Annotated in this window: 28 protein-coding genes and 1 riboswitch; of the genes, 7 read left to right on the plus strand and 21 right to left on the minus strand. The window is 49.1% G+C overall.

Annotated features, from left to right (window positions below; genetic code table 11):
- Positions 1-30 precede the first annotated feature (30 nt).
- Complete coding sequence (locus tag C0638_RS03595; RefSeq protein WP_058710748.1) at positions 31-324, minus strand: putative quinol monooxygenase; 294 nt, start codon at positions 322-324, stop codon at positions 31-33.
- 161 nt (positions 325-485) lie between these two features.
- Between C0638_RS03595 and C0638_RS03600 the strand changes: the two genes are divergently transcribed.
- From C0638_RS03600 to C0638_RS03620, 5 genes are all read left to right on the plus strand, one after another.
- A complete protein-coding gene (locus tag C0638_RS03600; RefSeq protein WP_058710749.1) occupies positions 486-2,162 on the plus strand; it encodes an ATP-binding protein in 1,677 nt (558 codons plus the stop codon).
- The gene (locus tag C0638_RS03605; protein WP_013369490.1) at positions 2,155-2,883 is read left to right on the plus strand and encodes a response regulator; all 729 of its coding nucleotides are present in this window, start codon (positions 2,155-2,157) and stop codon (positions 2,881-2,883) included. Before C0638_RS03600 ends, C0638_RS03605 begins: the two co-directional genes overlap by 8 nt.
- Before the next feature lie 204 nt (positions 2,884-3,087).
- The gene (locus C0638_RS03610) at positions 3,088-4,074 is read left to right on the plus strand and encodes an ABC transporter substrate-binding protein (protein WP_058710750.1); all 987 of its coding nucleotides are present in this window, start codon (positions 3,088-3,090) and stop codon (positions 4,072-4,074) included.
- Positions 4,071-5,075 carry a FecCD family ABC transporter permease gene (locus tag C0638_RS03615; RefSeq protein WP_013369488.1) on the plus strand — a complete coding sequence of 335 codons (1,005 nt, stop codon included), beginning with the start codon at positions 4,071-4,073 and terminating at the stop codon, positions 5,073-5,075. Before C0638_RS03610 ends, C0638_RS03615 begins: the two co-directional genes overlap by 4 nt.
- Entirely contained in the window at positions 5,072-6,049 is a 978-nt protein-coding gene (locus tag C0638_RS03620; RefSeq protein ID WP_013369487.1) for a FecCD family ABC transporter permease, read from the plus strand. The genes C0638_RS03615 and C0638_RS03620 overlap by 4 nt, the downstream gene beginning before the upstream one ends.
- A gap of 149 nt (positions 6,050-6,198) precedes the next feature.
- On the opposite strand, the gene C0638_RS03625 is transcribed toward C0638_RS03620, so the two are convergent.
- The 14 genes from C0638_RS03625 to C0638_RS03695 form a co-directional block, all read right to left on the minus strand.
- Positions 6,199-6,624, minus strand: a complete 426-nt coding sequence (locus C0638_RS03625; protein ID WP_013369486.1) for an OsmC family protein — start codon at positions 6,622-6,624, stop codon at positions 6,199-6,201.
- A 53-nt stretch (positions 6,625-6,677) separates the two neighbouring features.
- Entirely contained in the window at positions 6,678-7,427 is a 750-nt protein-coding gene (locus tag C0638_RS03630; protein ID WP_013369485.1) for an amino acid ABC transporter ATP-binding protein, read from the minus strand.
- Between the two features lie 14 nt (positions 7,428-7,441).
- Positions 7,442-8,089, minus strand: a complete 648-nt coding sequence (locus C0638_RS03635) for an amino acid ABC transporter permease (RefSeq protein ID WP_040102109.1) — start codon at positions 8,087-8,089, stop codon at positions 7,442-7,444.
- 85 nt (positions 8,090-8,174) lie between these two features.
- Positions 8,175-9,032 (minus strand): transporter substrate-binding domain-containing protein, encoded by an 858-nt coding sequence (locus C0638_RS03640; RefSeq protein ID WP_040102110.1) that lies wholly within the window; start codon positions 9,030-9,032, stop codon positions 8,175-8,177.
- 97 nt (positions 9,033-9,129) lie between these two features.
- Positions 9,130-9,807 carry a TetR/AcrR family transcriptional regulator gene (locus C0638_RS03645; RefSeq protein ID WP_058710751.1) on the minus strand — a complete coding sequence of 226 codons (678 nt, stop codon included), beginning with the start codon at positions 9,805-9,807 and terminating at the stop codon, positions 9,130-9,132.
- A 124-nt stretch (positions 9,808-9,931) separates the two neighbouring features.
- Positions 9,932-11,197, minus strand: coding sequence for a phosphoribosylamine--glycine ligase (gene purD / locus C0638_RS03650; protein ID WP_058710752.1), 1,266 nt, complete (start codon positions 11,195-11,197; stop codon positions 9,932-9,934).
- A gap of 64 nt (positions 11,198-11,261) precedes the next feature.
- Positions 11,262-12,806 carry a bifunctional phosphoribosylaminoimidazolecarboxamide formyltransferase/IMP cyclohydrolase gene (purH, locus tag C0638_RS03655; RefSeq protein WP_040102112.1) on the minus strand — a complete coding sequence of 515 codons (1,545 nt, stop codon included), beginning with the start codon at positions 12,804-12,806 and terminating at the stop codon, positions 11,262-11,264.
- Between the two features lie 130 nt (positions 12,807-12,936).
- Complete coding sequence (gene purN / locus C0638_RS03660; protein ID WP_058710753.1) at positions 12,937-13,551, minus strand: phosphoribosylglycinamide formyltransferase; 615 nt, start codon at positions 13,549-13,551, stop codon at positions 12,937-12,939.
- A complete protein-coding gene (gene purM, locus C0638_RS03665) occupies positions 13,551-14,591 on the minus strand; it encodes a phosphoribosylformylglycinamidine cyclo-ligase (protein WP_025675375.1) in 1,041 nt (346 codons plus the stop codon). Before purM ends, purN begins: the two co-directional genes overlap by 1 nt.
- Before the next feature lie 655 nt (positions 14,592-15,246).
- Positions 15,247-16,728: an amidophosphoribosyltransferase gene (gene purF / locus C0638_RS03675; RefSeq protein WP_013369475.1), complete on the minus strand. Its 1,482-nt coding sequence runs from the start codon at positions 16,726-16,728 to the stop codon at positions 15,247-15,249.
- On the minus strand, positions 16,713-18,956 hold the full coding sequence (gene purL, locus C0638_RS03680) for a phosphoribosylformylglycinamidine synthase subunit PurL (protein ID WP_058710755.1): 2,244 nt from the start codon (positions 18,954-18,956) through the stop codon (positions 16,713-16,715). The genes purF and purL overlap by 16 nt, the downstream gene beginning before the upstream one ends.
- Positions 18,934-19,623 carry a phosphoribosylformylglycinamidine synthase subunit PurQ gene (gene purQ, locus C0638_RS03685; protein WP_013369473.1) on the minus strand — a complete coding sequence of 230 codons (690 nt, stop codon included), beginning with the start codon at positions 19,621-19,623 and terminating at the stop codon, positions 18,934-18,936. The genes purL and purQ overlap by 23 nt, the downstream gene beginning before the upstream one ends.
- A 4-nt stretch (positions 19,624-19,627) precedes the next feature.
- Positions 19,628-19,873, minus strand: coding sequence for a phosphoribosylformylglycinamidine synthase subunit PurS (gene purS, locus C0638_RS03690; RefSeq protein ID WP_007428837.1), 246 nt, complete (start codon positions 19,871-19,873; stop codon positions 19,628-19,630).
- A gap of 58 nt (positions 19,874-19,931) precedes the next feature.
- The gene (locus tag C0638_RS03695; protein ID WP_040102117.1) at positions 19,932-20,813 is read right to left on the minus strand and encodes a phosphoribosylaminoimidazolesuccinocarboxamide synthase; all 882 of its coding nucleotides are present in this window, start codon (positions 20,811-20,813) and stop codon (positions 19,932-19,934) included.
- A 157-nt stretch (positions 20,814-20,970) separates the two neighbouring features.
- On the opposite strand from C0638_RS03695, the gene C0638_RS25130 reads away from it, so the two are divergent.
- Positions 20,971-21,270 (plus strand): hypothetical protein, encoded by a 300-nt coding sequence (locus tag C0638_RS25130; RefSeq protein WP_058710756.1) that lies wholly within the window; start codon positions 20,971-20,973, stop codon positions 21,268-21,270.
- Here C0638_RS25130 and C0638_RS25965 read toward each other — a convergent pair.
- The 6 genes from C0638_RS25965 to C0638_RS03725 all read right to left on the minus strand — a co-directional run bounded on the left by C0638_RS25965 (position 21,267) and on the right by C0638_RS03725 (position 25,819).
- Positions 21,267-21,395, minus strand: coding sequence for a hypothetical protein (locus C0638_RS25965; RefSeq protein WP_267893749.1), 129 nt, complete (start codon positions 21,393-21,395; stop codon positions 21,267-21,269). The genes C0638_RS25130 and C0638_RS25965 overlap by 4 nt on opposite strands.
- A 16-nt stretch (positions 21,396-21,411) precedes the next feature.
- Positions 21,412-22,710: an adenylosuccinate lyase gene (gene purB / locus C0638_RS03705; RefSeq protein ID WP_058710757.1), complete on the minus strand. Its 1,299-nt coding sequence runs from the start codon at positions 22,708-22,710 to the stop codon at positions 21,412-21,414.
- 2 nt (positions 22,711-22,712) lie between these two features.
- A complete protein-coding gene (gene purK / locus C0638_RS03710) occupies positions 22,713-23,888 on the minus strand; it encodes a 5-(carboxyamino)imidazole ribonucleotide synthase (protein WP_040102120.1) in 1,176 nt (391 codons plus the stop codon).
- Positions 23,885-24,370 carry a 5-(carboxyamino)imidazole ribonucleotide mutase gene (gene purE / locus C0638_RS03715; protein ID WP_013369467.1) on the minus strand — a complete coding sequence of 162 codons (486 nt, stop codon included), beginning with the start codon at positions 24,368-24,370 and terminating at the stop codon, positions 23,885-23,887. Before purE ends, purK begins: the two co-directional genes overlap by 4 nt.
- Positions 24,371-24,518: 148 nt before the next feature.
- Positions 24,519-24,620, minus strand: a riboswitch (purine riboswitch).
- A 350-nt stretch (positions 24,621-24,970) separates the two neighbouring features.
- Positions 24,971-25,405: a universal stress protein gene (locus C0638_RS03720; RefSeq protein ID WP_013369465.1), complete on the minus strand. Its 435-nt coding sequence runs from the start codon at positions 25,403-25,405 to the stop codon at positions 24,971-24,973.
- 150 nt (positions 25,406-25,555) lie between these two features.
- On the minus strand, positions 25,556-25,819 hold the full coding sequence (locus tag C0638_RS03725) for a DUF1294 domain-containing protein (protein ID WP_058710758.1): 264 nt from the start codon (positions 25,817-25,819) through the stop codon (positions 25,556-25,558).
- Positions 25,820-26,013: 194 nt separating this feature from the next.
- On the opposite strand from C0638_RS03725, the gene C0638_RS03730 reads away from it, so the two are divergent.
- The gene (locus tag C0638_RS03730) at positions 26,014-26,142 is read left to right on the plus strand and encodes a DUF4023 family protein (protein WP_013369463.1); all 129 of its coding nucleotides are present in this window, start codon (positions 26,014-26,016) and stop codon (positions 26,140-26,142) included.
- Positions 26,143-26,345: the final 203 nt, after the last annotated feature.

A 26,345-nucleotide genomic window follows, 5' to 3' on the forward strand; every position in this document is an offset into this window, starting at 1 on the left:
TTCCTAGTTATATATTATCCAACAGGATAATTACAGTTTAGTCGCATCCTGAAAAGCATTCACTTCAAGCGGAGCAGCCAACAGTTCTTTCGCTGCAGCAACAAATGCCTGGAAATGGGCAGAATTGTTATGGAAATCTACAGCAGCAGCATCCTTCCACTCTTCCACCATCGTAAATGCGTTGGGATCATTCAGATCCTGCATTAACGTATAGCGGACATTGCCCTCTTCAGCTTGTGATGCGCTGATCAACCCTTGGGTTTGTTGCAGAAATGTTTCTCTTTTTTCTGGTAAAACTTTCATATCGGCATGAATAATAATCATAATATTTTCCTCCTCGCATTATGTAACTATTTCTATTATAGACCATTCTTTCGATAGATTAAAAGTGCGGCCGTTTCTGAAATACAGTAAAATGAATCGTATTGGGGAGTTGATCGGCTGATCAACTGCTCCTATATTTTGTTTAGTGGCGGTGAAGGCATGTGCGTTTTCAGACAAAATTAATGGTATTCATATCCCTTCTAGTGCTAGTCGTTACCGGACTGTTGGGATTATCCTTGCGCTATATGATTACCTCCGCCTTGTATGAAGAGATTGGGAAAAGGGCGCTGACCGTAGCCAATACGCTTGCGGTAGATGCACAGGTCAGGGATGCTCTAGAACAGACCGATACAACGCAACTACGTGCGCGGATCAACGAGGCAGTGAAGCCCGTTCAAGCCAGCAGTGGGGCTGATTTTATTACAATTGCAGATCGTCATCTCATTCGTCAATGGCATGTTAACCCGGAACGCATCGGACAGCCTATGATGGACCCGCTGAATACTAAGGTGCTGCAAGGGCAGTCCTTTATTACGGAATCCACCGGCTCTCTCGGACCGTCACTGCGAGCCAAAACCGCAGTCTATAATGAACAAGGCCAAGCTATCGGACTCGTTTCTGTAGGTTTTCTGATGACAGATGTGGCGCAAAATATTCGTACATACACATATACATGGCTATGGTTCATGATAGGCGCGCTGATGATCGGCATATTAGGAAGTTTGATTATAGCACGACGGGTACGGCGCGAACTGCATGGGCTGGAGCCAGTAGAGATTGGACGGTTGTATCAGGAAAAGCAAGCCATTCTCGAATCCATAGGCGAAGGGATTATCGCGGTTAATAGCAGTGGACAAGTCACACTTGCCAATCCACAAGCCGTCCGTTTGCTGGGCCTTCCCCCGGAAACTAGCCTCTATGGATGCGAGCTTCGTCACTTGGCGGGCGCCGCAGATCAGCTGGCAGATGTGCTTGCTACAGATTTTATCGAGAAGAATCCAAGCATGAAGCCCGATCAGGAACAGAACGTATTCAATGAAGAAATTGAGATCCAACAACGAGTCGTAGTCGTCAGCCGTGTGCCAATCAAGGATCGATTCGGACGAATGCTGGGCACGGTTGCCAGTCTGCGCGACAAAACAGAGCTGCTTCGCATGACGCGGCAGTTGACGGAGGTCAAGGATTATGCGGATGTGCTGCGATCACAAACACATGAATATACCAATCGGCTATATCTCATATCCGGTCTGATTCAGTTGGAGTGTTATGACGAAGCAGTGGACTTTATTACTCAAGAATCGGAGGAGTATCGTGTACATCGTTCCGTTTCCTCTTCTCTTTCACCTGATTCAATCATCGCCAGCCTGCTGATCAGCAAGAAAAAACAGGCATTGGAAAAAGGGATTGTACTCCATTCATATATTAAAGGAGCATTTTCAACTCCGTCTCCTACGTTGGAGTGGTCGCTTCTTGCTGCCATTGCCGGAAACCTGCTGGACAATGCTATGGAAGCAGTTGCGATAGGCTCTATACCTGACGGACAGGTCTGGTTCCGGCTTGAAGAAATGACTGAAGCCATCATCGTCGAAGTTGCAGATAATGGATCGGGTATTTCAGAGGATATCCAGGAAAAACTGTTCGTTAAGGGAGCATCAACCAAAGCAGAGGCAGGACACGGATATGGCCTCGCTCTCGTGCAGGAGTACACTGAACGAATGAGTGGCTCCATAAAAGTACATGAACGGCCTGGTGGTGGTAGCATTTTTGAAGTATACATTCCTTTAAATAGGACAGACACGGGGAGCAATAATGCAAAAGGAGGTTACGTCCATGAATGAGCGGGTTTTATCGGACATTGAGGTTCTTATTATTGAAGATGATCCGCGAATTGCGGAGATTAACCGACGATTTATTGAAAAGGTGGACGGGTTCACTGTATGTGCAATAGCAACGAACGAATTTGAGGCAAAGCTTCAACTAGATGTTCTGCGTCCGTCTTTAGCCGTGCTGGATGTTTATTTTCCCGATACGAATGGTCTAACCCTGCTATCGTTCATCAAGCAACACTATCCGGGTACAGATGTCATTATGCTGACTGCCGCCAAAGAAGCTGAAACTGTGGTACAAGCGGTTCGCGCAGGCGTATTTGATTTTATCGTAAAACCGCTCGTATTCGAAAGATTGCGAGCGACCTTAGAGGAATATGCCCGTTTTCGCCGCCAAGTCACAACATGGCAAGAGGAACAATCTACGGTGGAGCAATCGGAAATTGACCGTCTACTACAAAGCGCGGGCACGGGTCGGATGACGGGTAACGGAGTCGGAGAGCTATGGGCCAAAGGCATTGATAAAGTCACTTGCGAAAAGGTGCTTGATCTCCTGAATCGACAAGGTGAGGTTACTACGGGTACAGTGGGAATTGAGCTAGGTATGAGCCGATCTACCGCCAGAAGGTATCTGGAATATTTAGTGGAAAGTGGCGATGCGCACCATGATCAGGTATACGGAACCGTCGGCAGACCGGAGCGTATCTATCGCAGACGGCAGGAAAATGCATAAACCACCAATTCTGCCGTTCGGTCTCTTCCTTCCTCTCTCCTCGGTTGTGATTTTAATGAACTTAATTCGCTTAATAGGCTAAAATGGTTTAAATGATCACATTATTTACGTCCCCCTTCCCGGTTGCTAGAATGGTCAACAGTTAGTTAATTGATAATGATTATCAGTTTCTCTGGTAAGCATATTGGGAACGGGGGACAATACATGGCAACACCAAAACAGCCACTACCACTACGCACAGGCATGCTGCTTGCAGCGATTCTGGTACTACTGACAGCCGTTATGGCGGGATGTGGAGGCCAATCACAAAATAATAATGCAGCAGCACCTCAAACCACAGGCGACACTCGAACGATCAAACATGAGATGGGAGAAACCAAAGTTACAGGCAAACCTAAAAGAATCGTAACGTTGGAATTCTCTTTTGTCGATGCCGCTACCCAACTGGGTGTGATGCCTGTCGGCATAGCTCAGGAAAATGAGGATGATATCGATGGGCTGCTTGGCAAAAAAATCGACTTTACACCTGTCGGCACACGCAAACAGCCGAACCTGGAAACGATCAGCTCCTTGAAACCCGATTTGATTATTGCTGATCTAAACCGTCATAAGAGCATATACAAAGAACTAAATGAGATTGCTCCTACCATTGTTCTTAAGAGCCGCAATTCCTCTTATGAACAAAACCTGGCATCCTTCGGCGTTATCGCTGACGCGTTGGGTGAGAAGGAAAAGGGTGAGCAAATTCTCGCAGCACATAAAGCTACCATGGCAAAGCTGAAAGAAGGCATCCAAGCTGGTGAGTCACGCAGCGTATTGCTTGGGGTATTCCGTTCGGATTCACTATCGGCTCACGGCGCTTCATCTTTTGATGGACAACTGCTGGAGCAAGCAGGCATCCACAATGCGCTTCAAAATACAAGCGAGCCTACAGTCAAGCTGACACTGGAGCAGATTGCACAAGCTGATCCAGATGTGATCTTCTTGGTGGAAGCCGATGAGAAGCTGCTTGCGGAATGGAAGCAAAATCCGTTATGGCAAAACATTACGGCCGTGAAAAAAGGGGAAGTTTACGAAGTAAACCGGGCACTGTGGACCCGGTACCGTGGACTCGGCTCTGCCGAGAAAATACTGGAGCAAGCGATTTCGCTTCTGTATCCCGCGCAAAATAAAGGAGACGGCTCCCGTTGATCGGACAAGCCTTACGCGACCGGCTAAATAAGCCGGTCGTCTTTGCACTTCTATTCGCGCTGCTGGCTGGACTGCTGCTGAGCGTGGCAATTGGCCCAGTCAGGATGGATATCCCCACCATGCTGACTGCGCTGTTCACCGAGCATCCGTCCAAGGATCAGCTCATTATCTTGACGATACGCCTACCACGTGCCGTCATTGGCCTGATCGTCGGCGCCGGGCTTGCCGTGGCCGGAGCGCTGATGCAGGCTATCACACGCAATCCGCTGGCTTCGCCGCAGGTTTTTGGAGTCAGCTCTGGTGCTTCGCTGGCTGTCGTTCTGTCGGTCGTGCTGCTGCCGAATATCGGGTCGTCCGGCAGCATTTATTTTGCTTTTGCTGGAGCGATCGCAGGCGGCTCCTTCGTATATGCGCTGGCCGGAACGGCGGGCATGACGCCAGTCAAGTTGGCCCTTGCCGGGATGGCAGTGCATCTGCTGCTGGCCTCTGTCACTCAGGGACTGCTCGTGTTTAACGAGCAAATATCCGATGTACTGTATTGGCTCGCCGGAGCCATCGACGGGTCCACTTGGGCCGATACGCGTCTGGTGCTGCCCTGGTTCGCCGTCGGTATGATCCTTGCACTGGCACTGGCCCCCTCGCTATCTGTGCTTAGCCTCGGTACAGAGGTCGCACAGGGACTGGGGCAAAATGTACGTCTTGTCCGCTTACTGGCCTCAGCCTCAGTTATTATGCTGGCAGGCTCTGCTGTAGCAGTAGCCGGGTCTATTGGCTTTGTGGGCCTGATGGTGCCGAATATCATCAAGGTGTTTACAGGCGATAATTACAAACGGGTCATCCCCCTGTCTGCAATCTGCGGAGCTTTGCTGCTGACATATGCAGACGTGCTTGGACGATTTATTGCCTTTCCTTATGAATCGCCCGTTGGTATCGTAACCGCGCTGGTGGGCGCGCCCTTCTTTTTATATCTGGCGCACAAGAACGGGAGGGCTTCACGATGAAAAAGCTGTGGATTTTACTCGTATTAATGCTGGGTGTTTCCTTTGTAGCTATCGGCGTGGGTAGCACCTACATTACACCCGCTGAGCTGATCGCCGCTCTGACTGACCGAAATGCCTCTTCCTGGTTCATCGTTCACCATTACCGACTGCCTCGTGGCCTGCTGGCCATCATGGCCGGTGCTGGCCTTGCAGTAGCTGGCGTGCTGCTGCAAGGTATGATCCGCAACCCACTGGCTTCGCCGGATGTGGTGGGTGTATCCAAGGGAGCCGGCTTTGCTGCGGTTCTCGTCATCGTGCTGCTCCCCTCATCCCCCGTGGCGCTACTGCCTGTAGCTGCCTTTGTCGGTGCCGGACTAGCTGCACTACTGCTCGTACAGCTTTCGATGAAGGGGGGCATGCGTCCTAACATGCTAGCCTTAACCGGGCTAGCGGTAGGTGCTATTTTTCAGGCTGCAACTGATTATATTCTGGTCAAATATCCACTTGAAGCCAGCGATACGCTGACTTGGCTAGCTGGAAGTCTGTGGGGCAAAGGCTGGGATGAAGTATATGGACTTTTGCCATGGTTAATTGTATTGCTGCCTCTCGCCTATACGCTACAGCGCAAGCTGGATATTATGAGTCTGGATGAGGAAAGCTCCGCTGGCTTGGGACTTAGCGTGAAGCGTATGCGCACAGGACTGCTGGCCGTATCCGTGGCCTTAGCTGCTTCCTGTGTCGCTGCCATCGGCTCCATCGGTTTTATAGGACTGCTGGCACCACATCTGGCGCGGCGTTTGTTTGGCAATCGCCACCGCTATCTATTGCCCGGCGCAGCCATGATCGGTGCCCTGATTCTCGTCCTTGCCGATGCGCTCGGACGGGGGCTGAAGCCGCCGCTCGAAATTCCTGCTGGCATCGTGACAGCCGTGATTGGCGCGCCCTATTTCCTGTATCTCTTGCTAAGGGAACGCAAGCAAAAAAGCAGCGGATAAAGGACAAGTTCTACATTACAGCTAAACGCTGCACGATAACGTAGCGTTTAGCTGCATTACCTACCCACCTGTACACCGATCTCAGATAACATAAAAAAGGAGAGTCAGCCTGTATATAACACAGGCTGACTCTCCTCACCCCTCAACTCTTACGCTGGATAGGGTACTTCTGTTCCATTCAAAATGAGGTGCATCCGAATTTCCGCTTTTAAGGAGTCGGATACTGCACAATATTTTTCCTTACCCATCTGAATCGCTTTCCATACACGGTAGTCTGGAATATCTCCGTCCACGTGGAATGTCAGATCAATCGCTGTAAACCCCGTTGGCATTTGTTCCTTGCGCGTACCTTCTGCATCAATATCAATTCGCTGAATGTCCGACAAAAAACGATCCAAAATCATCGTAATATCAATACCGATACATCCCGCCAGACCCGCAAGCAGCAGTTCCATCGGTGTCATCCCTTTACCATCACCGCCATAAGCCGCCGTAGCATCCATCCCTACGGAATAACCGGATGGTCCTTCCGATGTAAACGCGCGTTTGCCGTGCCAAGTTGTAGATACTTTCATGTTCAATTGCCTTCTTTCTATCTTAGTAATCTATGATTTATTCTCAATCTAACTTAAAATTCGCTAATTTGACGCAAAAACTTTTGTGTCCTCTCATGCTGGGGAGCATCAAAAAATGCCTGTGGCGCAGCCTCCTCCACAATGATACCGTCCGCCATAAATACAACCTTGTCCGCCACCTCACGGGCAAATTTCATCTCATGAGTCACGACGACCATTGTCATTCCGTCTTGAGCCAACTCTCGCATAACCCCTAGCACTTCACCCACCAGTTCGGGATCAAGCGCCGATGTCGGCTCGTCGAAAAGCATAATCGCCGGGTCCATCGCCAGTGCACGTGCAATAGCTACCCGTTGCTGCTGTCCACCCGACAGACGAGATGGGTGTACATCCTGCTTATCCAGTAATCCCACCCGCTTCAATAGCTGTTGTCCGATAGACATAGCCTTGTCGCGCGGCATTTTCTTTACTGTCAGCAGTCCTTCAATGACATTGCCGATTGCTGTTTTATGCGGATACAAATTGAATTGCTGGAACACCATCCCCGTCTGCTTGCGAATATCACGAATGGCCGCTTGGCGGGCACGAACAGGAGATGTAGCATCAACCTCAATCCCGTTCACCTCAAACTTGCCGGAAGACAGCTCTTCTAGACCGTTCAGACAGCGCAGCAAGGTACTTTTACCAGAGCCGCTGGGACCGAGCAATACGACGATTTCACGAGCGGCAACCTGAAAATCTATGCTTTTCAGAACCTCTACCTGTCCGAATCGTTTACCTAATCCGTTTGTTGTTATCATCATCTATCATCTCCACCTTAATAAGCTCGAGCCAGACGCTTTTCCACCCGCTCCAGTATAGCGGAGAATCCAATGCTCATAATCCAATACATCAGGGCAATTTCGAGCAGAAACGGCATGTAGAGCAAATACTGCGCCTGTAAAAGCTGTGCCTGCCGCATCAATTCACTGACCCCGATAACTGACACCAGCGACGTTTCTTTAAGCATACCCACGAACGTATTTCCCATCGGTGCAATTGCAATGCGTACCGCCTGCGGGAGAATGATACGCCACATCGTTTGACCAGGCGACATTCCCGTAGCATAAGCGGCCTCGGTCTGTCCCTGCGGTACGGCTAAAATAGCTCCACGGAACGTCTCCGATAAGTACGCCCCTGTATTAATACTGAGCGCGAGACAAGCAGCCGTAAGCGATCCGAATGATATTCCGTAATCATCCAGACCATAATAAATGACCGCAATCTGCACCAAAACCGGCGTTCCCCGGATGATTGATACATACATGCGAGCCAGCCACCGAACAGGTCGATTCCCTTTCAATCGGGCTACAGCAACAACCAGACCAATGATTAGACCAAACAGCATAGAAACAATCGTTATATACAGCGTATAATAAGCGCCCTTCAATAAAAAAGGCACGTTCTCCCACATTAATTCAAGCATCGGTTATATTCCCTTCTTTCAGACGAGTGGCCCCATGTCAGCATAAAAGCCAAGACTGGAGCCAGACGCCTGTAACAGGCTTACGTTATTCTTTTGGCTCCTCGCCAAACCATTTTTTGAAAATTGTTTTGTAAGTGCCGTCTTCCTTCATTTCCTTCAGAGCCTTGTTCAAGGCTTCCTTCAGCTCAGGAGTTTTCTGGTTAATAGCTACAGCCGCCTGATCCGATTTAATCGGCTCGCCTACAGCTTTAATTTGAAATCCGTTTTTGTCAATAATGGGCTTAAGAGCATACAGATTGTTAATGGTTGCATCAATACGACCAGAGTTTAGATCCTTCAATGAAGTAATGACATCATCATATGTTTTGATCTCAAAATCGCCTACCTTTGGCAGCACTTCGTTGCGCAGATAAGACTCATCATTTGTTCCCAAGCCGACACCAATCGTTTTGCCTTTAAAGTCTTCCAACGTCGTAATGTCATTGGTTTTACTGTTCACGATAATATTCACATTATTGGTGATATAGGGATCTGTGAAGTCAATGGCCTTCTTACGATCCTCTGTAATCGCCACCTGGCTAACCACTGCATCGAATTTTTTCTTTTGCAAACTTGGAATCAGTCCCGAAAATTCTTGTGCCGTGAACTCCGCTTTTACTCCAATCCGTTTCGCCAATTCTTTGGCAATATCCACATCAAACCCGTCCAACTCCTTGTTGTCGTTCAAGAAATTGTACGGCGGGTAAGTACCCATCATGCCTACCTTCATTACACCAGCCTTCTTGATGGCTTCGAGCTGATTGGCGGCTGCCTCGTTACTGCTGCCTGCTCCATTGCTAGTATTCGAAGCTTCTGGCTTTGTACCGCAAGCGCTCAGCACAAGGCTAAACAATGCCAGAGCCATGAGTGTGGTCACCAAGAATCCTTTTTTACGTGTTTTCATGTATCGTTCTCTCCTGTCTAGATGTAAATGTTTAAGTTTGTATGTGTAATTTGGCTATATTATTTGTTGCCCATACTCATTCATGCGATGTTGACGTCTAGCTTTGGCCTAATAGCCCGTAAAATTCAAAATTAGCAGCCTCTTCTGCCAATCTTGTAGCGGATACCTGCTTGATGTGGTCATGTGTTCCCTCTGAACCGAATAGCCAGCGTATAATGACACCTTCAATCATGCTCATGAGTAGTGCTGCCCTTAATTCGACATCTAATTCGGCAGGCAACATGTTCAGCTCGATCGCTCGCTCCATATTGCGCCGGAATGCAAGCTCCATCGCAGTCCTTGTTTCACGGATGCTCTGCCTCACTGGTTCATCGACACCACTGCCGATCAGCAGCAAACCCATCAGATAACGGTTCTCGAATGCAAAATGAAATAGCCGAACAAACAGCGCTTCCGATGCCTTAACCATATCAGCCAGTGTTCCCGCATCACGGCGATACCCCTGCCCGATCGCTGACAAAAGCTGTTCACGACCTGTAGCGATAATCTCCAGCGCCAAGGCCTCTTTACTTTTAAAATGCCAATAAAATGTGCCTTGAGCTACTCCTGCCTCCACCACGATATCTGAAATCTTCGTTTGGTGATAACCCTGCTCAGCGAACCGCTTTAACGCAATGTGAAGAAGCTGTGTTCTGCGGTCTGTTTCTTCTCCCCCGTGGTCAACAGGTGAGTCATTCGAAAGGGTTTTGGGCTGCTTCGCCTTGTGTGGCTGCATGGGTTTCCTCCTCCCGATTGATCAGTCAGTCAGTTTTGTATTTTTAATCCTATAGGATAAGTATACATTTGTCAAACGAAAAAGAGGACCTCCGAAGAGGTCCTCTGTATCCTATATATTGCTGTTATAGCAATGCTTTTGCCGCAATGTCTGTACGGTTTTGCTTGCCTTCAAAGGTAATATGAGCAGCCTGTTCGTAAGCTTTGTCCCGTGCCTCGGCAATGTCACGTCCCAAACCAACCACGCCTAACACGCGTCCGCCGTTCGTTACCCACTCACCCTGTTCGTTGATGCCTGTTCCGGCATGGAAGACGATAGCTTCGTTTGCCTGGTCCAGTCCGTGGATAGGTACTCCTTTGGCGTAAGCTGCAGGGTAACCCCCGGATGCCAGCACCACGCACACCGCAGCCTCATCCTTCCACTCGATCTCCACCTGATCCAGTGTGCCGTTCACCGCTGCGAGAAAAATATCGAGCAAATCGGATTTTAGTCGAGGCAATACGACTTGTGTTTCTGGATCACCAAAACGTGCATTAAACTCAATGGTCTTCGGCTTGCCGTCCGGCGAAATCATCAGTCCAGCAAATAAAACACCACGGAACGGACGTCCTTCAGCAACCATAGCCTTGGCCGTCGGCTTAATAATCGTCTCAATGGCTTCCTCAATAATGGAATTGGCTATGTGAGGCAGCGGGGAATATGTTCCCATGCCACCTGTGTTGGGTCCTTTGTCACCATCAAAAACCGGCTTGTGATCTTGCGCCGCTGCCATCGGCCGTACCGTTTCACCGTCAACAAAGGAAAGAATCGACATTTCCTGTCCAGTGAGGAACTCCTCGATCACGACCTGTGCGCCCGCTTCTCCAAATACCTTTGCCACCATAATATCGGACAGAGCCCTTTCCGCTTCCTCCATTGAGTAAGCGACTGTCACGCCTTTGCCTGCTGCCAGTCCATCGGCCTTAATGACCACCGGAATCGGCTGGTCCTTTAAGTAGGCATGTGCTTCCTCATAGGTATAAAATTTGCGATAAGTTGCTGTCGGAATTCGATATTTATGCAGCAAATCTTTCATGAAGATTTTGCTACCTTCAATTTCCGCCGCATTTTTACGCGGTCCGAATACTGGGATGCCTTTGGCTTCAAAGGCATCCACAATGCCGTCTGCCAGCGGATCATCGGGGCCTACCACGACCAGTCCGACTTTTTTGGATTCCGCCAGTTCTGTCAGCGCGTCAAACTCACTCACCGGAATCGGCACACACTCCGCTAATTGTCCAATACCAGCATTACCTGGCGCACAATAGATTTGTCCGGCCTTGGGGCTTTTCTTCAGCGCCCACACAATTGCATGTTCGCGGCCGCCCCCTCCGATAACCAAAATATCCATTCAGGTGATTCCTCCCGCTCCCAGTATGATCGTTCAGGTGTGCTGCAACCACAACTCACGCAACTTAGTGCTTGAAATGACGTACGCCCGTAAAGACCATAGCAATGCCATATGCGTTAGCAACCTTGATGGATTCTTCGTCTTTGATAGAGCCACCCGGCTGAATGACTGCCGTGATGCCTGCTTTAGCTGCCAACTCCAGCGTATCGCCCATCGGAAAAAATGCATCCGATGCCAGTACCGCACCTTTTGCTTTGTCACCGGCCTGCTCGATTGCAATCTTGGCTGCTCCGACACGGTTCATTTGTCCTGCGCCTACGCCAATGGTCATATTATCTGCCGCCAGTACAATGGCGTTGGATTTCACATGTTTAACCACTTTCCAGCTAAACAAAAGTTGTTTCAGTTCCTCCTCGGATGGCGCGCGCTCTGTTACAACCGTAAGTGCATCCGGGTCTACAGCATGAACGTCATTTTGCTGAACAACCATGCCACCTTCAATGGAAGTCACGACGAAACGACTCTTCGCCTCAGACGGGGAAAGCTCACCCAGATCAAGCAAACGGATATTTTTCTTTTTCGTTAAAATCTCCAATGCTTCTTTCGTGAAGCCCGGTGCCAATATAATTTCCAGAAAGATTTCACTCAGCTTGTTCGCTGTATCACCATCAATAATCCGGTTAGCCGCGACGATGCCGCCAAAAATCGAAGTTGGATCTGCTGCGTAAGCTTTGCTGTACGCTTCATAAATACTGCCGCCAATTCCCACACCGCAAGGATTCATATGCTTAACTGCAACTACTGTAGGCTCGCTGAATTCTTTGACGATTTGCAGGGCTGCATTAGCATCATTGATATTATTGTAAGACAACTCTTTACCGTGAAGTTGCTTTGCTGTTGTCAGTGTACCCTTGGCCGCCAATGGCTCACGGTAAAACGCAGCCTGTTGATGAGGATTTTCGCCATAACGCAAATCCTGAATTTTTTCATAGGTTACAGTGTAACGCTCAGGCAGTGGGTCGCCTGTCACATTCGACAAATAATCGGAAATCAAAGCGTCGTATGACGCCGTATGACGGAACACTTTTGCAGCCAAACGCTTACGAGTATTCAGCTCCGTGTCGCCATCCTTACGTATTTCCTCCAGTACAGTGCTATAGTCATCAGCATCGACCACTACACTGACAAAAGCATGGTTTTTTGCCGCAGAACGAAGCATCGTTGGACCGCCGATGTCGATATTTTCAATCGCGTCCTCATAGGTTACACCGGGTTTGGCGATCGTTTCCGCAAAAGGATACAGGTTCACAACGACCAGATCGATATAATCCAATCCAAGCTCCTTCATTTGACGCTGATGCTCTTCATTATCCCGAACAGCCAGCAAACCGCTGTGTACCGCAGGGTGGAGTGTTTTAACACGTCCATCCATAATTTCTGGAAATCCCGTTACCTCTGAAATACCGATGACAGGAATACCCTCCTTCGACAGCAAGCTGCTCGTTCCCCCTGTCGAAACGATCTCCACACCCAATTTGGACAACTCACGGCAAAACTCTACGATTCCCCGTTTATCTGATACGCTGACGAGCGCTCTTTTAATACTCACCCTGTCTCCTCCTTTAGCTCTTTCAGAATTTTGCAAATTTCTCTTCTATCAATTTATTTCCCGAGAAATATCGGAAAATGCCTGTACAGTATCCTTGTTAGGACAATGATATGACAAATTACAGTTATCTTTAGAGAAGTGAGTTCACCTTGCGGCCATTCAATTGGATTTTGCCTTGGGCCAGTCTGCCAACTACCTCAGGATATAGCTGACGTTCCACGGATTGAATGGCTACGGATAAGGATTCCGCTGTATCATGATCGTGAACCTCCACGACACGTTGGGCAATAATCGCCCCAGTATCCATCCCCCCGTCCACAAAATGGACGGTGACCCCACTTACCTTGACCCCATAGGCTAATGCCTGTCCAATAGCATCTTTCCCTGGAAATGCCGGAAGCAGCGACGGATGAATATTAATGATTTTCCCAGCGTACGCATCAACCATGACACTAGATAGCAAACGCATATAGCCTGCTAACACGATGAGATCAATCGATTTCTGCTCCAGCAAAGCCACTAATTCACGCTCATAGTCTTCTCGGGCAGGATAATCTTTAGGACGAAAAGTATGACAGGCAATTCCAGCTTTTTGTGCTCTAGCTACAGCAGGAGCCGCAGGCTTGTCACAGATGAGCAGTTCTACCGAGGCGCCGCCCAGTTCACCCCGCGCAGCCGCATCCACCAAAGACTGAAAGTTCGTCCCTTCGCCTGATGCAAAAACAGCAATCCGGTACTCGTTCATTACACCTCGGCTCCTGTAAAGGTCACGATAGAGCTGCCTTCCGTTACTTTTCCGATCACATACGCAGCTTCACCCTGTTCCTTCAGAACTTCCAGTGCGGTCTGTGCGTGCTCTGCACCGACAACGATCACCATTCCAATCCCCATATTGAAAGTCGTGAACATGTCTTTGTTGGAGATTTCGCCTTTTTCCTGCATGAGCTGGAAGATCGGCAGAATCGGCCAAGTGCCATATTGTATATCCACATTGACGTGATCCGGTAACACTCTAGGGATATTTTCAATAAAACCGCCACCAGTGATATGCGCCATGCCTTTTACTTTTACCTTATCCAGCAATGCCAACACAGATTTCACATAAATTTTCGTAGGCTCCAGCAGTACATCGCCCAGTTTGCCATTCAAGCCTTCGATTTCATCATGCAAATCATAACCTTGCTGTTCCAATAACAGCTTGCGAACCAGTGAGAAACCATTACTGTGAACGCCACTGGAAGCTAGTCCGATTACGGTATCTCCAGGAGCAATGGAACTGCCGTTAATGATTTTGCTTTTATCTACAATCCCTACCGTGAATCCGGCAATATCATATTCGCCCTCGCTGTACATCCCCGGCATTTCTGCGGTTTCACCGCCGACCAACGCACAACCTGACTGGTGACAGCCCTCGGCAATACCGGCGACAATCGCTTCGATTTTCTCAGGTATAACCTTGTCACAGGCGAGATAATCGAGAAAAAAGAGTGGCTCCGCGCCCCCTACGACAATGTCGTTTACGCACATCGCAACTGCATCAATGCCGATGGTGTCATGACGATCCATTGCGAAGGCAAGCTTCAGCTTCGTGCCGACACCGTCAGTACCAGACACAAGTACAGGCTCCTCGTACTTATCTTTATTCAGGCCGAACAATGCACCGAATCCGCCCAAGTCCGTGAGCACTTCCGGACGGAAGGTACGTTTAACGTGCTTTTTCATCCGTTCTACTGCTTCATTACCAGCAGCGATATCTACCCCTGCGTTTTTGTATGCTTCGGACATTCATGAACACTCCTTCAAATGATTGACCCTCCTAAGTCCTCCCTAGCAGGGAGGATTCCATGGGGCTGCTCCCCCTGGACCCCTCAAGAGTCGGTCAGATGCGTAGGATTGGGTGCTGCTTGGTGGTGGTTCGTGCTGTGAGTCGCGTGTTTTCCTTTGTGAGTTGCGGGTCTTCCCGCAATTCACAAGGACACGCTTTGATGCGTGGCCGCCTTTGGTAGTGACGGCGGCAGGGGCACGTCCCGGGCTGTTTGCTTTGCAAAGTCGGGGACGTGCCGGTCAAAGAAGTGAGCAGCGCTAACGGGCGGCTTACTTCTTTGACCCTTGAGTCAGGCAGCTGCGCCCGCCTGTTAAAAACTCATGGCATGAAATAGTTATGCCATGAGTTTTTAACGGCCTTACCTATCCTCTTCCCTGTGGGAACAGAAGAGGTACAGGCACTGCTGCAAAATGCTGCACACCTGAGGAACGCAGCGGGTGAAAGGATTCTGGAGAAGCGAAGCGTTCGCCTTTGCCGCTGGATTCCAACCCTGTAAGGGGTTAATCCAATCCTGGAATCTGGCGGCAACAGCGATCGTAAGAACCTTCCACACGCGGAGTGGCCCCCTCAGAACCACCATCCCCATGCACCTCTGTACCTCTTTTGTTCCCTATACTAACAACTACACCCGAACTTTTCTTCGCCTTTGAAATCTACCTGTGTCGGATAATCGTTATCGAAACAAGCCAGGCACAAACCGCCCTTGTAATCCTGTTCGTTATGTCCGCCCACTGCGGCAATCAACCCTTCGGCGCTCATAAAGAAGAGCGAATCAGCGTTAATCTCTTGCCGAATTTCCTCTACGGTTTTGGACGAAGCGATCAGTTCCCGACGGTCCGGCGTGTCGATACCGTAGAAGCACGGGTTTTTGAAAGGCGGCGAGGTAATACGTACATGTACTTCCAACGCGCCTGCATCCCGCAGCATATTTACGATTCGACGAGACGTGGTGCCACGAACGATAGAGTCGTCGATCATAATGACCCGTTTACCTTCAACCACACGGCGTACGGCGCTCAGCTTCATTTTCACACCCTGCTCGCGCAGCTCCTGACTCGGTTGAATGAAGGTACGACCGGTATATTTATTTTTAATCATGCCCAGCTCATAAGGAATACCTGTTTGCTCTGCATAACCAATTGCAGCCGAAATACTGGAATCCGGTACACCGGTCACCAAATCAGCATCGACAAAAGCCTCCAGCGCCAGTTGGCTGCCCATCCGTTTGCGTGCAGCATGAAGATTAGCTCCGTTCAAATCACTGTCAGGACGAGCAAAATAAATATACTCCATCGCACACAGCGCTTTACGCTGCTTATCTTCCGTATAGCGGTCTTCGTGCAGTCCATTTTTATCAAGAATCAACAGCTCACCTGGCTCGATATCGCGCAACAGTTCTGCACCAATCGTTTCCAGAGCACAGGATTCGGATGCAAACAAATAAGCATCTCCCAATCTGCCCATCGTCAATGGACGCAAGCCGTTGGGGTCAGAAGCCACAAGCAGCTTGTCATTGGTCATAATAAGGAAAGCAAACCCACCGACAATACGCTTCAATGCATCCTTGGCAGCCTCCACCAAATCCTTGGACGATCGGGCGATCAAATGAGCTACTACTTCGGTATCGCTGGTCGTTTGAAAAATAGACCCACCCTGCTCCAACTCATGCCGGATTTGCAAAGCATTTACGATATTTCCGTTCGTCGCTACCGCCAGATCACCATCACGATACTTGAACACCAAAGGCTGTGCATTTGTCAGCTTACTGTCTCCACTTGTCGAGTAGCGCACATGTCCTATAGCAATATCGCCTGTCAACGAAGCCATTAAGTCTTTATTAAATACTTCTTTGACAAGCCCCATTCCACGATGATAATGGAACTCGTCGCCACTGCTCACACAGATCCCTGCGCTTTCCTCACCACGATGCTGAAGCGCGTGTAAGCCGTAATAGGCTAGGGAAGCGGCATCGGAGTGTCTGTATACCCCGAATACGCCGCATTCCTCTTTTAATTTATCAAACAGCCCCTCTTTACCAGAGCCCTCATTATAATAATCTCCAGTCCACAACGTCCGTGCTGTTATTTCATCAGACATGGAATGACATCCTCCCAGATTTGCTTCAAACTGGCGACTGCCTCGTTCAAAGCGGGTTGTCCGTTCACCTCAACTGTCAATTGTGATCCTTCAACTTTTCCCAATACGGCAACTGGCACTTCCAATCCACGCAGATGCGCTTCCAACGCAGACGCTTTATCCGGCGATGCGGACAACAAAATGCGGGATTGACTTTCGCTGAATAAAGCATGGTCAGGACGCAAAGACGTCTCTATGTTAACCTGTGCTCCCAATCCGCCGCTAATTCCAGATTCGGCAAGCGCCACAGCCAATCCGCCCTCTGCGAGATCATGCGCAGATTGTACCAATCCGGCTTGTATCGCTCCCAGTACTGCGGTCAGCAGTTTTTTCTCTACATTCAAATCCAGCTCAGGCGGACGTCCTTCGGACACACCATGCATGACAGCCTGGAACTCACTGCCTCCCAGCTCAGCCTTCGTCTCCCCCACTAGGAAAATGACGTCGCCTTCAGCTTTGAAGCCTTGTGTCGTAATATGATCTGTATCATGTACCAGACCGACCATACCGACTACAGGCGTCGGATAGATCGCACCTTTGGCATTTTCGTTGTACAAGCTAACGTTACCCCCGATAACAGGTGTATCCAGTACACGACAAGCTTCTGCCATACCGTCCACGGCTTTTTCCATTTGCCAGAAAATATCCGGCTTTTCAGGGTTACCGAAGTTGAGGTTGTCCGTAATCGCCAAAGGCTCTCCGCCGGAGCATACAATGTTACGAGCTGCTTCGCTGACTGCAATTCGTCCGCCTACCTCTGGATCCAGGTATACATAACGTCCGTTACAATCTGTAGTCATCGCAAGTCCCTTGCGGGTGCCGCGTACAGTCACTACAGCCGCATCCGAGCCCGGACGAACGGCCGTACTGGTGCGAACCATGTAATCATATTGCTCGTATACCCATTTCTTGCTGGCTACACTTGGGGATGAAAGCACCTTTTTCAGCGCACCGTTCAAATCAGTCACTTCTGCGTAACGCAATGTGTCAACAGCAGCATTTTGCTCATAATAAGCAGGAACTTCGGAAGGCTTGTCATAGATCGGACACTCGTCTACTAGCGCCGTCACTGGCATATCCCCCACCACTTCACCGTGATGGAACAAACGCAAACGCCCGTCATCCGTCACCTTGCCGACCTTGGCACAAATGACGCCCCAACGCTCGAAAATTTCAAGCGCCTGTGCTTCATCCTTTGGCTCAACCACGAACAGCATACGCTCCTGTGATTCGGACAGCATCATTTCATAAGGTGTCATGCCCTCTTCACGCTGCGGTACCTGATCCAGATACAGCTCAAGACCGTTGCCCGCCTTACTTGCCATTTCGGCACTGGAGCAGGTAAGTCCCGCTGCGCCCATATCCTGAATACCCAGTACAATACCGCTGTCGATCAGTTCCAGACATGATTCCATAACCAGCTTCTCCATAAATGGATCGCCTACTTGAACCGCAGTCCGATTCGCTTCGGATTCCTCTGTCAGCTCAACCGATGCGAAGGTAGCTCCATGAATCCCGTCACGACCTGTCGGAGGTCCCACATAAAACACCGGGTTACCGACCCCTTTTGCCACACCGCGCTGAATTTTATCATGGTCAATCAGTCCGACACACATGGCATTGACGAGCGGATTGCCCTCATAGCTTTCATCAAATACAACCTCGCCGCCTACGGTTGGAATACCGATACAGTTTCCATAGCCCGCAATACCGGATACCACATGCTCGAACAAATATTTCACACGGTCGCTCTCCAGCTTGCCAAAACGCAAAGAGTTCAACACAGCTACAGGTCTTGCGCCCATGGAGAAAATATCACGGATGATGCCGCCTACCCCAGTCGCTGCCCCTTGAAAAGGTTCTACAGCGGATGGATGGTTATGACTTTCGATTTTAAATACAACCGCTTGGTTGTCTCCAATATCTACAATCCCTGCTCCTTCACCCGGTCCCATCAGCACTCGCGGACCGCTCGTCGGGAAACGTCTCAACAACGGCTTGGAGTTTTTGTAAGCACAATGCTCTGACCACATAACACTGAACACGCCAATTTCCGTATAATTCGGCTGACGCCCCATGAAATCACAGATCAGCGCATATTCACTGTCCGACACACCCATCTGCTGATACAGTTTATGTTCGGCAACCTGCTCTGCCGTCGGTTCCTTAGCGGACACTTGCTGCGCCATGACGATCCCTCCAAGCATTCAAAATAGATGTAAACATACGTTTGCCGTCATCCGTGCCAAGCAATGCATCCACCGCACGTTCCGGATGGGGCATCATGCCCAGTACGTTACCTTGTTCATTACAAATCCCCGCAATATCCGTCATGGAACCATTGGGATTATCTTTATACGTAAATACGATCTGATTGTTCGCCTGCAAACGAGCCAGCGTCTCATCATCACAGTAATAGTTGCCTTCACCATGTGCGATCGGAATAATGATTTCTTCACCAGCAGCATAATCTCTTGTAAAAGGCGTATCGTTATTCGCAACCTGCAACACCGTATCACGGCAAAGGAATTTCATCGACAGATTACGGCGCAAAGCTCCTGGCAACAGCCCGGCTTCGGTCAAAATTTGAAAACCGTTGCAAATCCCCAAAATATATTTGCCTTCAGCAGCCGCTTTGGCTACTTCCTTCATCACCGGGGCAAACCGGGAAATCGCACCGCACCGCAGATAATCCCCGTAGGAGAAGCCTCCCGGAACAAGAATACAATCGTAAGGTGACAGATCCGTTGCAGTATGCCACACATAATCGACAGGTTCACCGACCGTGTCCTCTATCGCCTTATAGCAGTCAATATCACAGTTGGAGCCCGGAAAAACCAGAACTGCAAATTTCATGGAATCAGCCCTCCAGTTCGTAGCGGTAGTCTTCAATGACCGTGTTGGCCAACAGCTTTTCACACATCTCGATGACGCGTTTCTCTGCACTCTCGCGGTCTGTTGTATCCAGATTCAGTTCCATATACTTACCAATTCTGACGCTATCCACTTCTCCGAAACCCATAGAATGCAGTGCGCCCTGCACCGCAACCCCCTGCGGGTCCAAAACGCTTTGCTTAATCGTGACATAGACTGTTGCTTTCATCATGTTCCTTCAGTTCCTCCTCCGAATGAGTGAATCCTATTGGTTGAATTATGATTACTATTTACTGTGCCGTCAGACGCCGCCAAATATCCGTATATCTTGCAGTTGTTTCTTCTACGACCTCAGCAGGCAACGGATCGGGCTTGCTGTTCTTGTCCCAACCGGATGATGCCAAATAGCTTCGTACCGGCTCCTTGTCCATGCTGTCAATCTCCACATCCAGCTCATACTTTTCCTGCGCCCAAAAACGGGATGAGTCCGGTGTGAAAATTTCATCAATCAAAATCACCTTGCCATCAACAAGACCAAACTCAAACTTGCAATCCGCTAAAATGATTCCTCGCTTTTCGCAGAAAGCACGCGCAAATTCGTACAATGCCAAGCTTTTTTCCTCAAGCTCACCGGTTAGCTGGGCCCCGACCAGCTCTTTCATTTGGTGAAGGGAAATGTCCTCGTCGTGACCGACATCATTTTTTGCAGCCGGTGTAAATAGAGGCTTGGGAAAGCGTTCATTCTTACGTAGCCCCTTGGGCAATGGAATACCGTTTACCTCGCCGGTCTGCTCATACTGACGCCAGCCGCCTCCGGTAATATATCCGCGCACCACACACTCGATGTCGATGCGTTCAGCCTTCAGCGTAACCATGATCCGGTCCTTTAGCAGCTCTTTATGCTGTTCGTCGATAACATGTCCGAGCTTATCTACATCGGTATGCACGACATGGTTTTCCAGCAGGTCTTTCGTCTGTTCAAACCAGAAAGCACTGAGCTTGTTCAATACATTTCCTTTTTCCGGTACGGGCGGCTCCAACACATAATCAAAAGCCGAAATCCGATCCGTCACGACAATCAGAAAATGTTCTCCGAGATCATACAACTCACGCACTTTGCCTTTGTACAAGAGCGGCGCATGAATCAGACCTTCGGCGGTAGACAATGACATTTCATTACACCTCTTTCATAGAAGTTGCCCCTCCTAAATCCTCCCCTCGGGGAGGACCCCCAGGGCTGCTGCCCTCGGGACTCCCGCAAGAGTTGGCTAGTGAGCCGGGTGAGGGCGTCTATTTTGTAGCTACGGTCGGGTGAGCGCGCTCCGCTGGATGAAGCTTGTTGGCACAAGCCTCATCCAGCAACGCTTTTACGTCGGCGCGAACGGCTGGCTCAAGGCTTCGCTTCTTGAGCCTTGCGCGTTTCTGGAAGGACTGCGGGCTGTTTGCTGTGCAAATTCGGCAGTCCTTCCAGAAACGTTGCTTGTGATAGAAAAGCGTGTTCCACTGCTTTTCCATCGCTCTTGGGAAGGTGCGGCATCTTATGTGCCGCACCTTTTCAAGTTCTGCTCCCACATGAGGGTTGGTGCTGGAAGTAGCGGAGCAGACGGAATCGTTCTGGAGAAGCGTTAGCGTTTGCCTTTGCCCCTGGATTCCAACCTTTGCAGGTTTTCCAATTCAGGAATCCAGGGGCAACAGCAATCGGAAGAACGATCCGTTCGCGCAGCGGTCTCATCACGCTCCTGATCCTCTCCCAAGCGCCAACTTTCCCTCTTACTCCCCTAATCCCAGCTTTTTAAAGATCGTATCCACGTTTTTCAAATGCCAAGCTGGGTTAAACGCATCCTCGATTTCATCCGGACTGAGCACGTCAGTAATTTCAGGAGTCGCCTCGACGATTTCGCGGAACTGGCGTTGTTCTTCCCATGCCTGCATAGCACGCGGCTGCACGGTATCGTAAGCTTTTTCACGACTAAAGCCCTTGTCGATCAGCTTCGTCATAATACGGCCAGAGAATGGTACACCATACGTACGCGCCATATTGCGCTTCATATTTTCAGGGAAGACCGTCAGATTTTTCACGATATTGCCAAAACGGTTCAGCATGTAGTTCAACAGCATTGTTGCATCTGGCAGAATGATGCGTTCTACAGAAGAATGCGAAATGTCGCGCTCATGCCACAGCATAACGTTCTCATACGCCGACACCATATGCCCGCGAATCACACGTGCCAGGCCGGAGATGTTTTCACTTCCGATCGGATTGCGTTTATGCGGCATTGCGGAAGATCCTTTTTGACCCTTGGCAAAAGCCTCTTCCACCTCGCGGAATTCACTCTTTTGCAATGCACGGACTTCTGTAGCAAACTTGTCCAACGATGTGGCTATCAACGCCAACGTGGCCATATATTCAGCATGACGATCACGCTGAAGCGTTTGTGTAGAAATCGGAGCAGGCTTGGTGCCCAGCTTGCGGCATACGAATTCTTCCACAGCCGGGTCAATGTTGGCATATGTTCCGACTGCACCGGACATTTTACCGTATTGTACCTGGTCAGCAGCATAGCGGAAACGTTCCAGATTGCGCTTCATTTCCTCGTACCACAGGCCCATTTTCAGTCCGAATGTGGTCGGCTCAGCGTGCACTCCATGTGTACGTCCCATCATCGGTGTGTGCTTGTAAGCCAATGCCTTTTCCTTCAAAATCTCAATAAAGTTCAGAATATCTCGTTCCAGAATTTCATTCGCCTGTTTTAACAAATAGCCCAGTGCTGTATCGACCACGTCTGTGGAGGTTAGACCGTAATGCACCCATTTGCGCTCGTCGCCAAGACTTTCGGATACTGTGCGGGTAAAAGCAATGACATCATGTCTTGTTTCCTGCTCAATTTCATAGATCCGTTCAATATCAAAGCTTGCATTTTTGCGTAGAGCCACGGTGTCTTCTTTTGGGATAACACCTAACTCAGCCCATGCTTCACAGGCACACAGTTCTACTTCCAGCCAAGCTTTGAATTTATTTTCTTCCGTCCAAATCGCTCTCATTTCCGGTCTGCTATAGCGTTCGATCATGACTATTTATCCCCCCAAATATTAGTTTGATCAATCCATTCCAGCGCTTGTTCCGTATCCTGGCACAACAGATTAATATGTCCCATCTTCCGGCCTGGCTTGGCTTCACTTTTTCCATACAAATGCAGCTTCGGTACAACACTCAATCTTTCAGCTTCAGCATCTGTTTGTCCGAACCGCCGAATTACGTTCTCCAAATGCTCACCTAGTACATTGACCATCACGACCGGAGTCAGAAGCTTCGTGTTGCCTAGTGGCAAACCACAAATCGCACGTATATGCTGCTCAAATTGCGATGTGGCGCATCCCTCCATCGTGTAGTGGCCGGAGTTATGGGGACGTGGTGCCAACTCATTAACGTACAATTGTCCCTCTTCGGTGACAAACATCTCCACAGCGAGCAGCCCCACCGCATCCAATGACTCCGCCACAGCCAGCGCCAATTTGCGTGCTTCTTCCTGGACAGGTTCAGGTACGCGTGCGGGTACAATCGACGTGTGCAAAATGTTGTTTACGTGAATGTTTTCCGCAGGCGGAAAGGCTTTGGCTTCACCGTTCGTGCTGCGAGCTACAATCACCGAGATTTCGCAGCGAAAACGGATGAACTGTTCCAACACCAGTTCCGAGCCGCTTCCAGCCAGTTGCTCGTAGGCATTCGTGGCTTCCTCCGATTGGCGAACGACCACTTGGCCCTTGCCATCATAACCGCCGACTGCTGTTTTGAGCACACACGGTACACCCAGTTCGGCTACCGCTTGAACCATATCGGCAGAACTGCTAATTTCACGATATGGAGCGACAGGAACACCAGCTGCTTCAATAGAACGTTTTTCACGCAGACGATGCTGTGTCGTGTACAAAAGACTACTGCCCTGCGGTACACTGGATTCCTGTTCCAAAAGCGCGGCTACACCTGCATCCACATTTTCAAACTCATACGTGATCACATCACACCGTGCAGCTAGTTCTCTGGCCGCGCGTTCATCATCATAGGCAGCACGGATTTGTTCGGACACCTGTCCACACGGACTATCCGGTGCAGGGTCCAGTGTTACGAAGCGATAGCCTAGGTTTGTTCCTGCCAGTACAAGCATTCTTCCTAGTTGTCCGCCTCCCAAAATTCCAATCACTGTGCCAGGAGGGCGGATTCGGCCTGCCGATTCACATGCTTCATTCATAGCGAGTCACTGCCTTCCAGTACCTCGTCACGGATACGATCGCGTCTTGCCACAACCCGCTGACTTATCTTTTCGTCAAAAGCACCTAATATTTGTGCAGCCAGCAGCCCTGCGTTGGTAGAGCCTGCCTTACCGATCGCCACAGTGGCGACTGGAATACCACCCGGCATCTGCACAATGGAGAGCAGGGAGTCCAGACCATTCAGAGCCTTCGACTGGACAGGCACGCCAATTACTGGCAAGGATGTCTTCGCAGCCACCATTCCCGGCAGATGTGCAGCCCCGCCCGCTCCAGCAATAATGACTTTTAATCCGCGCCCGGCGGCCTCTTCTGCAAAACGAAACATTAAATCCGGTGTACGATGGGCTGAAACTACTTTTTTCTCATATCCGATTTCAAGCTCGTCCAGCACAGCACATGCATGTTGCATGGTGTCCCAGTCTGATGTGCTGCCCATAATGACAGCGACCTGCACTGACATGTCCTTCACTCCCTGTTTATCAATAAGCGCCAAAAATCCGGCACTCGAAAATAACGTTATTTTCAAGACACCGGACTACGAAAAAACAAACGACAGAGCCTCTTAAAGGCATGCCAAAAGCAAGCCTGTTCCACCGCATCCAATGCGGCTTCAGCCGTATGTCTCCCGTAGTCCGGAAATTTAAGGTTTCCAGGTAGAAACTTCCGGGCCATATCCCCGGCATTATACGAGTCAGGATTGTGCTTACTCCATACCCAACGATATACTTTCCTAGCGTAATCGTGGTGAGTTTCGGCTCCAACATGTGTACCTAATTAAATTGTACCTAAAGTTCATTTTTTATCGACAATACACTTCATAGTTTAACAATTCCCTACACCCTGTGTCAACTTGAAAACGAACATTGTCATAATGATACAATTTAATGTTCGTGTTTAACAAAAACCAAGCCCTTTATATGCACAGCTCGGGACTATTGTATTACATTTAGCTATCTCTCTACCTACACTGATAACGGCCAGCAATACATCTTACCAACAAAAATAAAAAGCCGGCACTACCTGTACAGGTAGTGATCCGACTTTTACTTTTTTTATTTCGTTATTTTACGACCAGCACGGGGATACGTGCATGCTGCACCACATTGTGACTTACGCTACCTAAGACAAATTCACGAATACCACCCAAACCGCGACTGCCGATCACAATCACATCGAAGCCATTCTCATTGGCATAATCCAAAATGACTTCGGCCGGCGAACCTTGAATCAGTTCCACCTTGGCATCTACACCTTGCTCAGCAAGCCGCTTTTTAACTTCATCCGTAGTTTGCTCAGCCAAATCATAATACTCTTTATTCACCGAAGCTGGAATTGGAGCCAAGCCTTCGCCCATAAAAATCCGCGGGAAATCGAATGCTGTTACGACCTCAAGCTTCGAGGAGGGTGATGCCTTCACCAATTCAGCCGCCTTCAATAAAGCTTTGTTGGATGCATCCGAACCGTCATAAGCAAGCAATACTTTTGAAAATAGCATAATACGCACCTCTTCCGAATTCAGTTTGTTAAATCAAAGCCTGAAATTATGTATTCCTGTAGTTGTTCACTTTCATTACATCATGTAATGGCTGAGAATAGTCTTCTCAATCATCATTAAACTTCCCTATGGGAAGCTAAACTCCCAGCCTTACCGTAAAAAATACCCATAGAGCAATGCGTTAATGAAAAGCAACGCAGGAATACCTAATCTGAAGGTCATATGCCGTGTTTTATGGCGCTTGCGGTACATCGCAATGAGTACACCTAATGCGCCCCCAATCAGTGCCAGCAAAAACAACGTCCGTTCAGGTACACGATCACGGTGTTTACGTGCTCTCTTTTTATCTTCCGACATTACCAGATAGCCTACTGCATTGATGAACAGCAGCCATATCAACAAGCCTGTCTGCAATGTCTCCCCTCCTTTTGCACACCGTACCAGTTTGAGGTATTAGGACTTATATAGAGCTCTCTCCTTCATTATAACCTCACCCCTTTTATAGAAACAACGCCTTCTCTGACTGGGAAAACGTTTTTGCGGAAATAGTAACGGTGTATGAGGGCAATTCCCGAGTGCATCTATTTTGTCTTAAAGGAGGAACTACGATGGAAAGCACCCATGAGTACGTTGAAAAGCTACGAGAAAATGCAAAAAAGGCAGAACGTAACCGTAAACAAGGAAAAGGAACTCCCAGCGCCAGCTTGCCAACAAAACAGCACAGCAAAAACCCCTGATCATGGGAACTGTATTCAACTGTAGAACCATGTAAATACCGTAAGACATCAACTTCATCTTGTCACTCTCATTCAATAAAATTAAAGGTAAACTCAGTTGTTCACCTTTTATCAAAAAACAACAAGCAGACTCCTTATGAGATTTCTGCTTGTTGTTTTGTTTTCAAATCTTTTCCATTCAGGTATAATTAAAGCGATTACAT

It is taken from the genome of Paenibacillus sp. lzh-N1 (genome assembly GCF_002872435.1).
GTDB lineage: Bacteria > Bacillota > Bacilli > Paenibacillales > Paenibacillaceae > Paenibacillus > Paenibacillus polymyxa_C.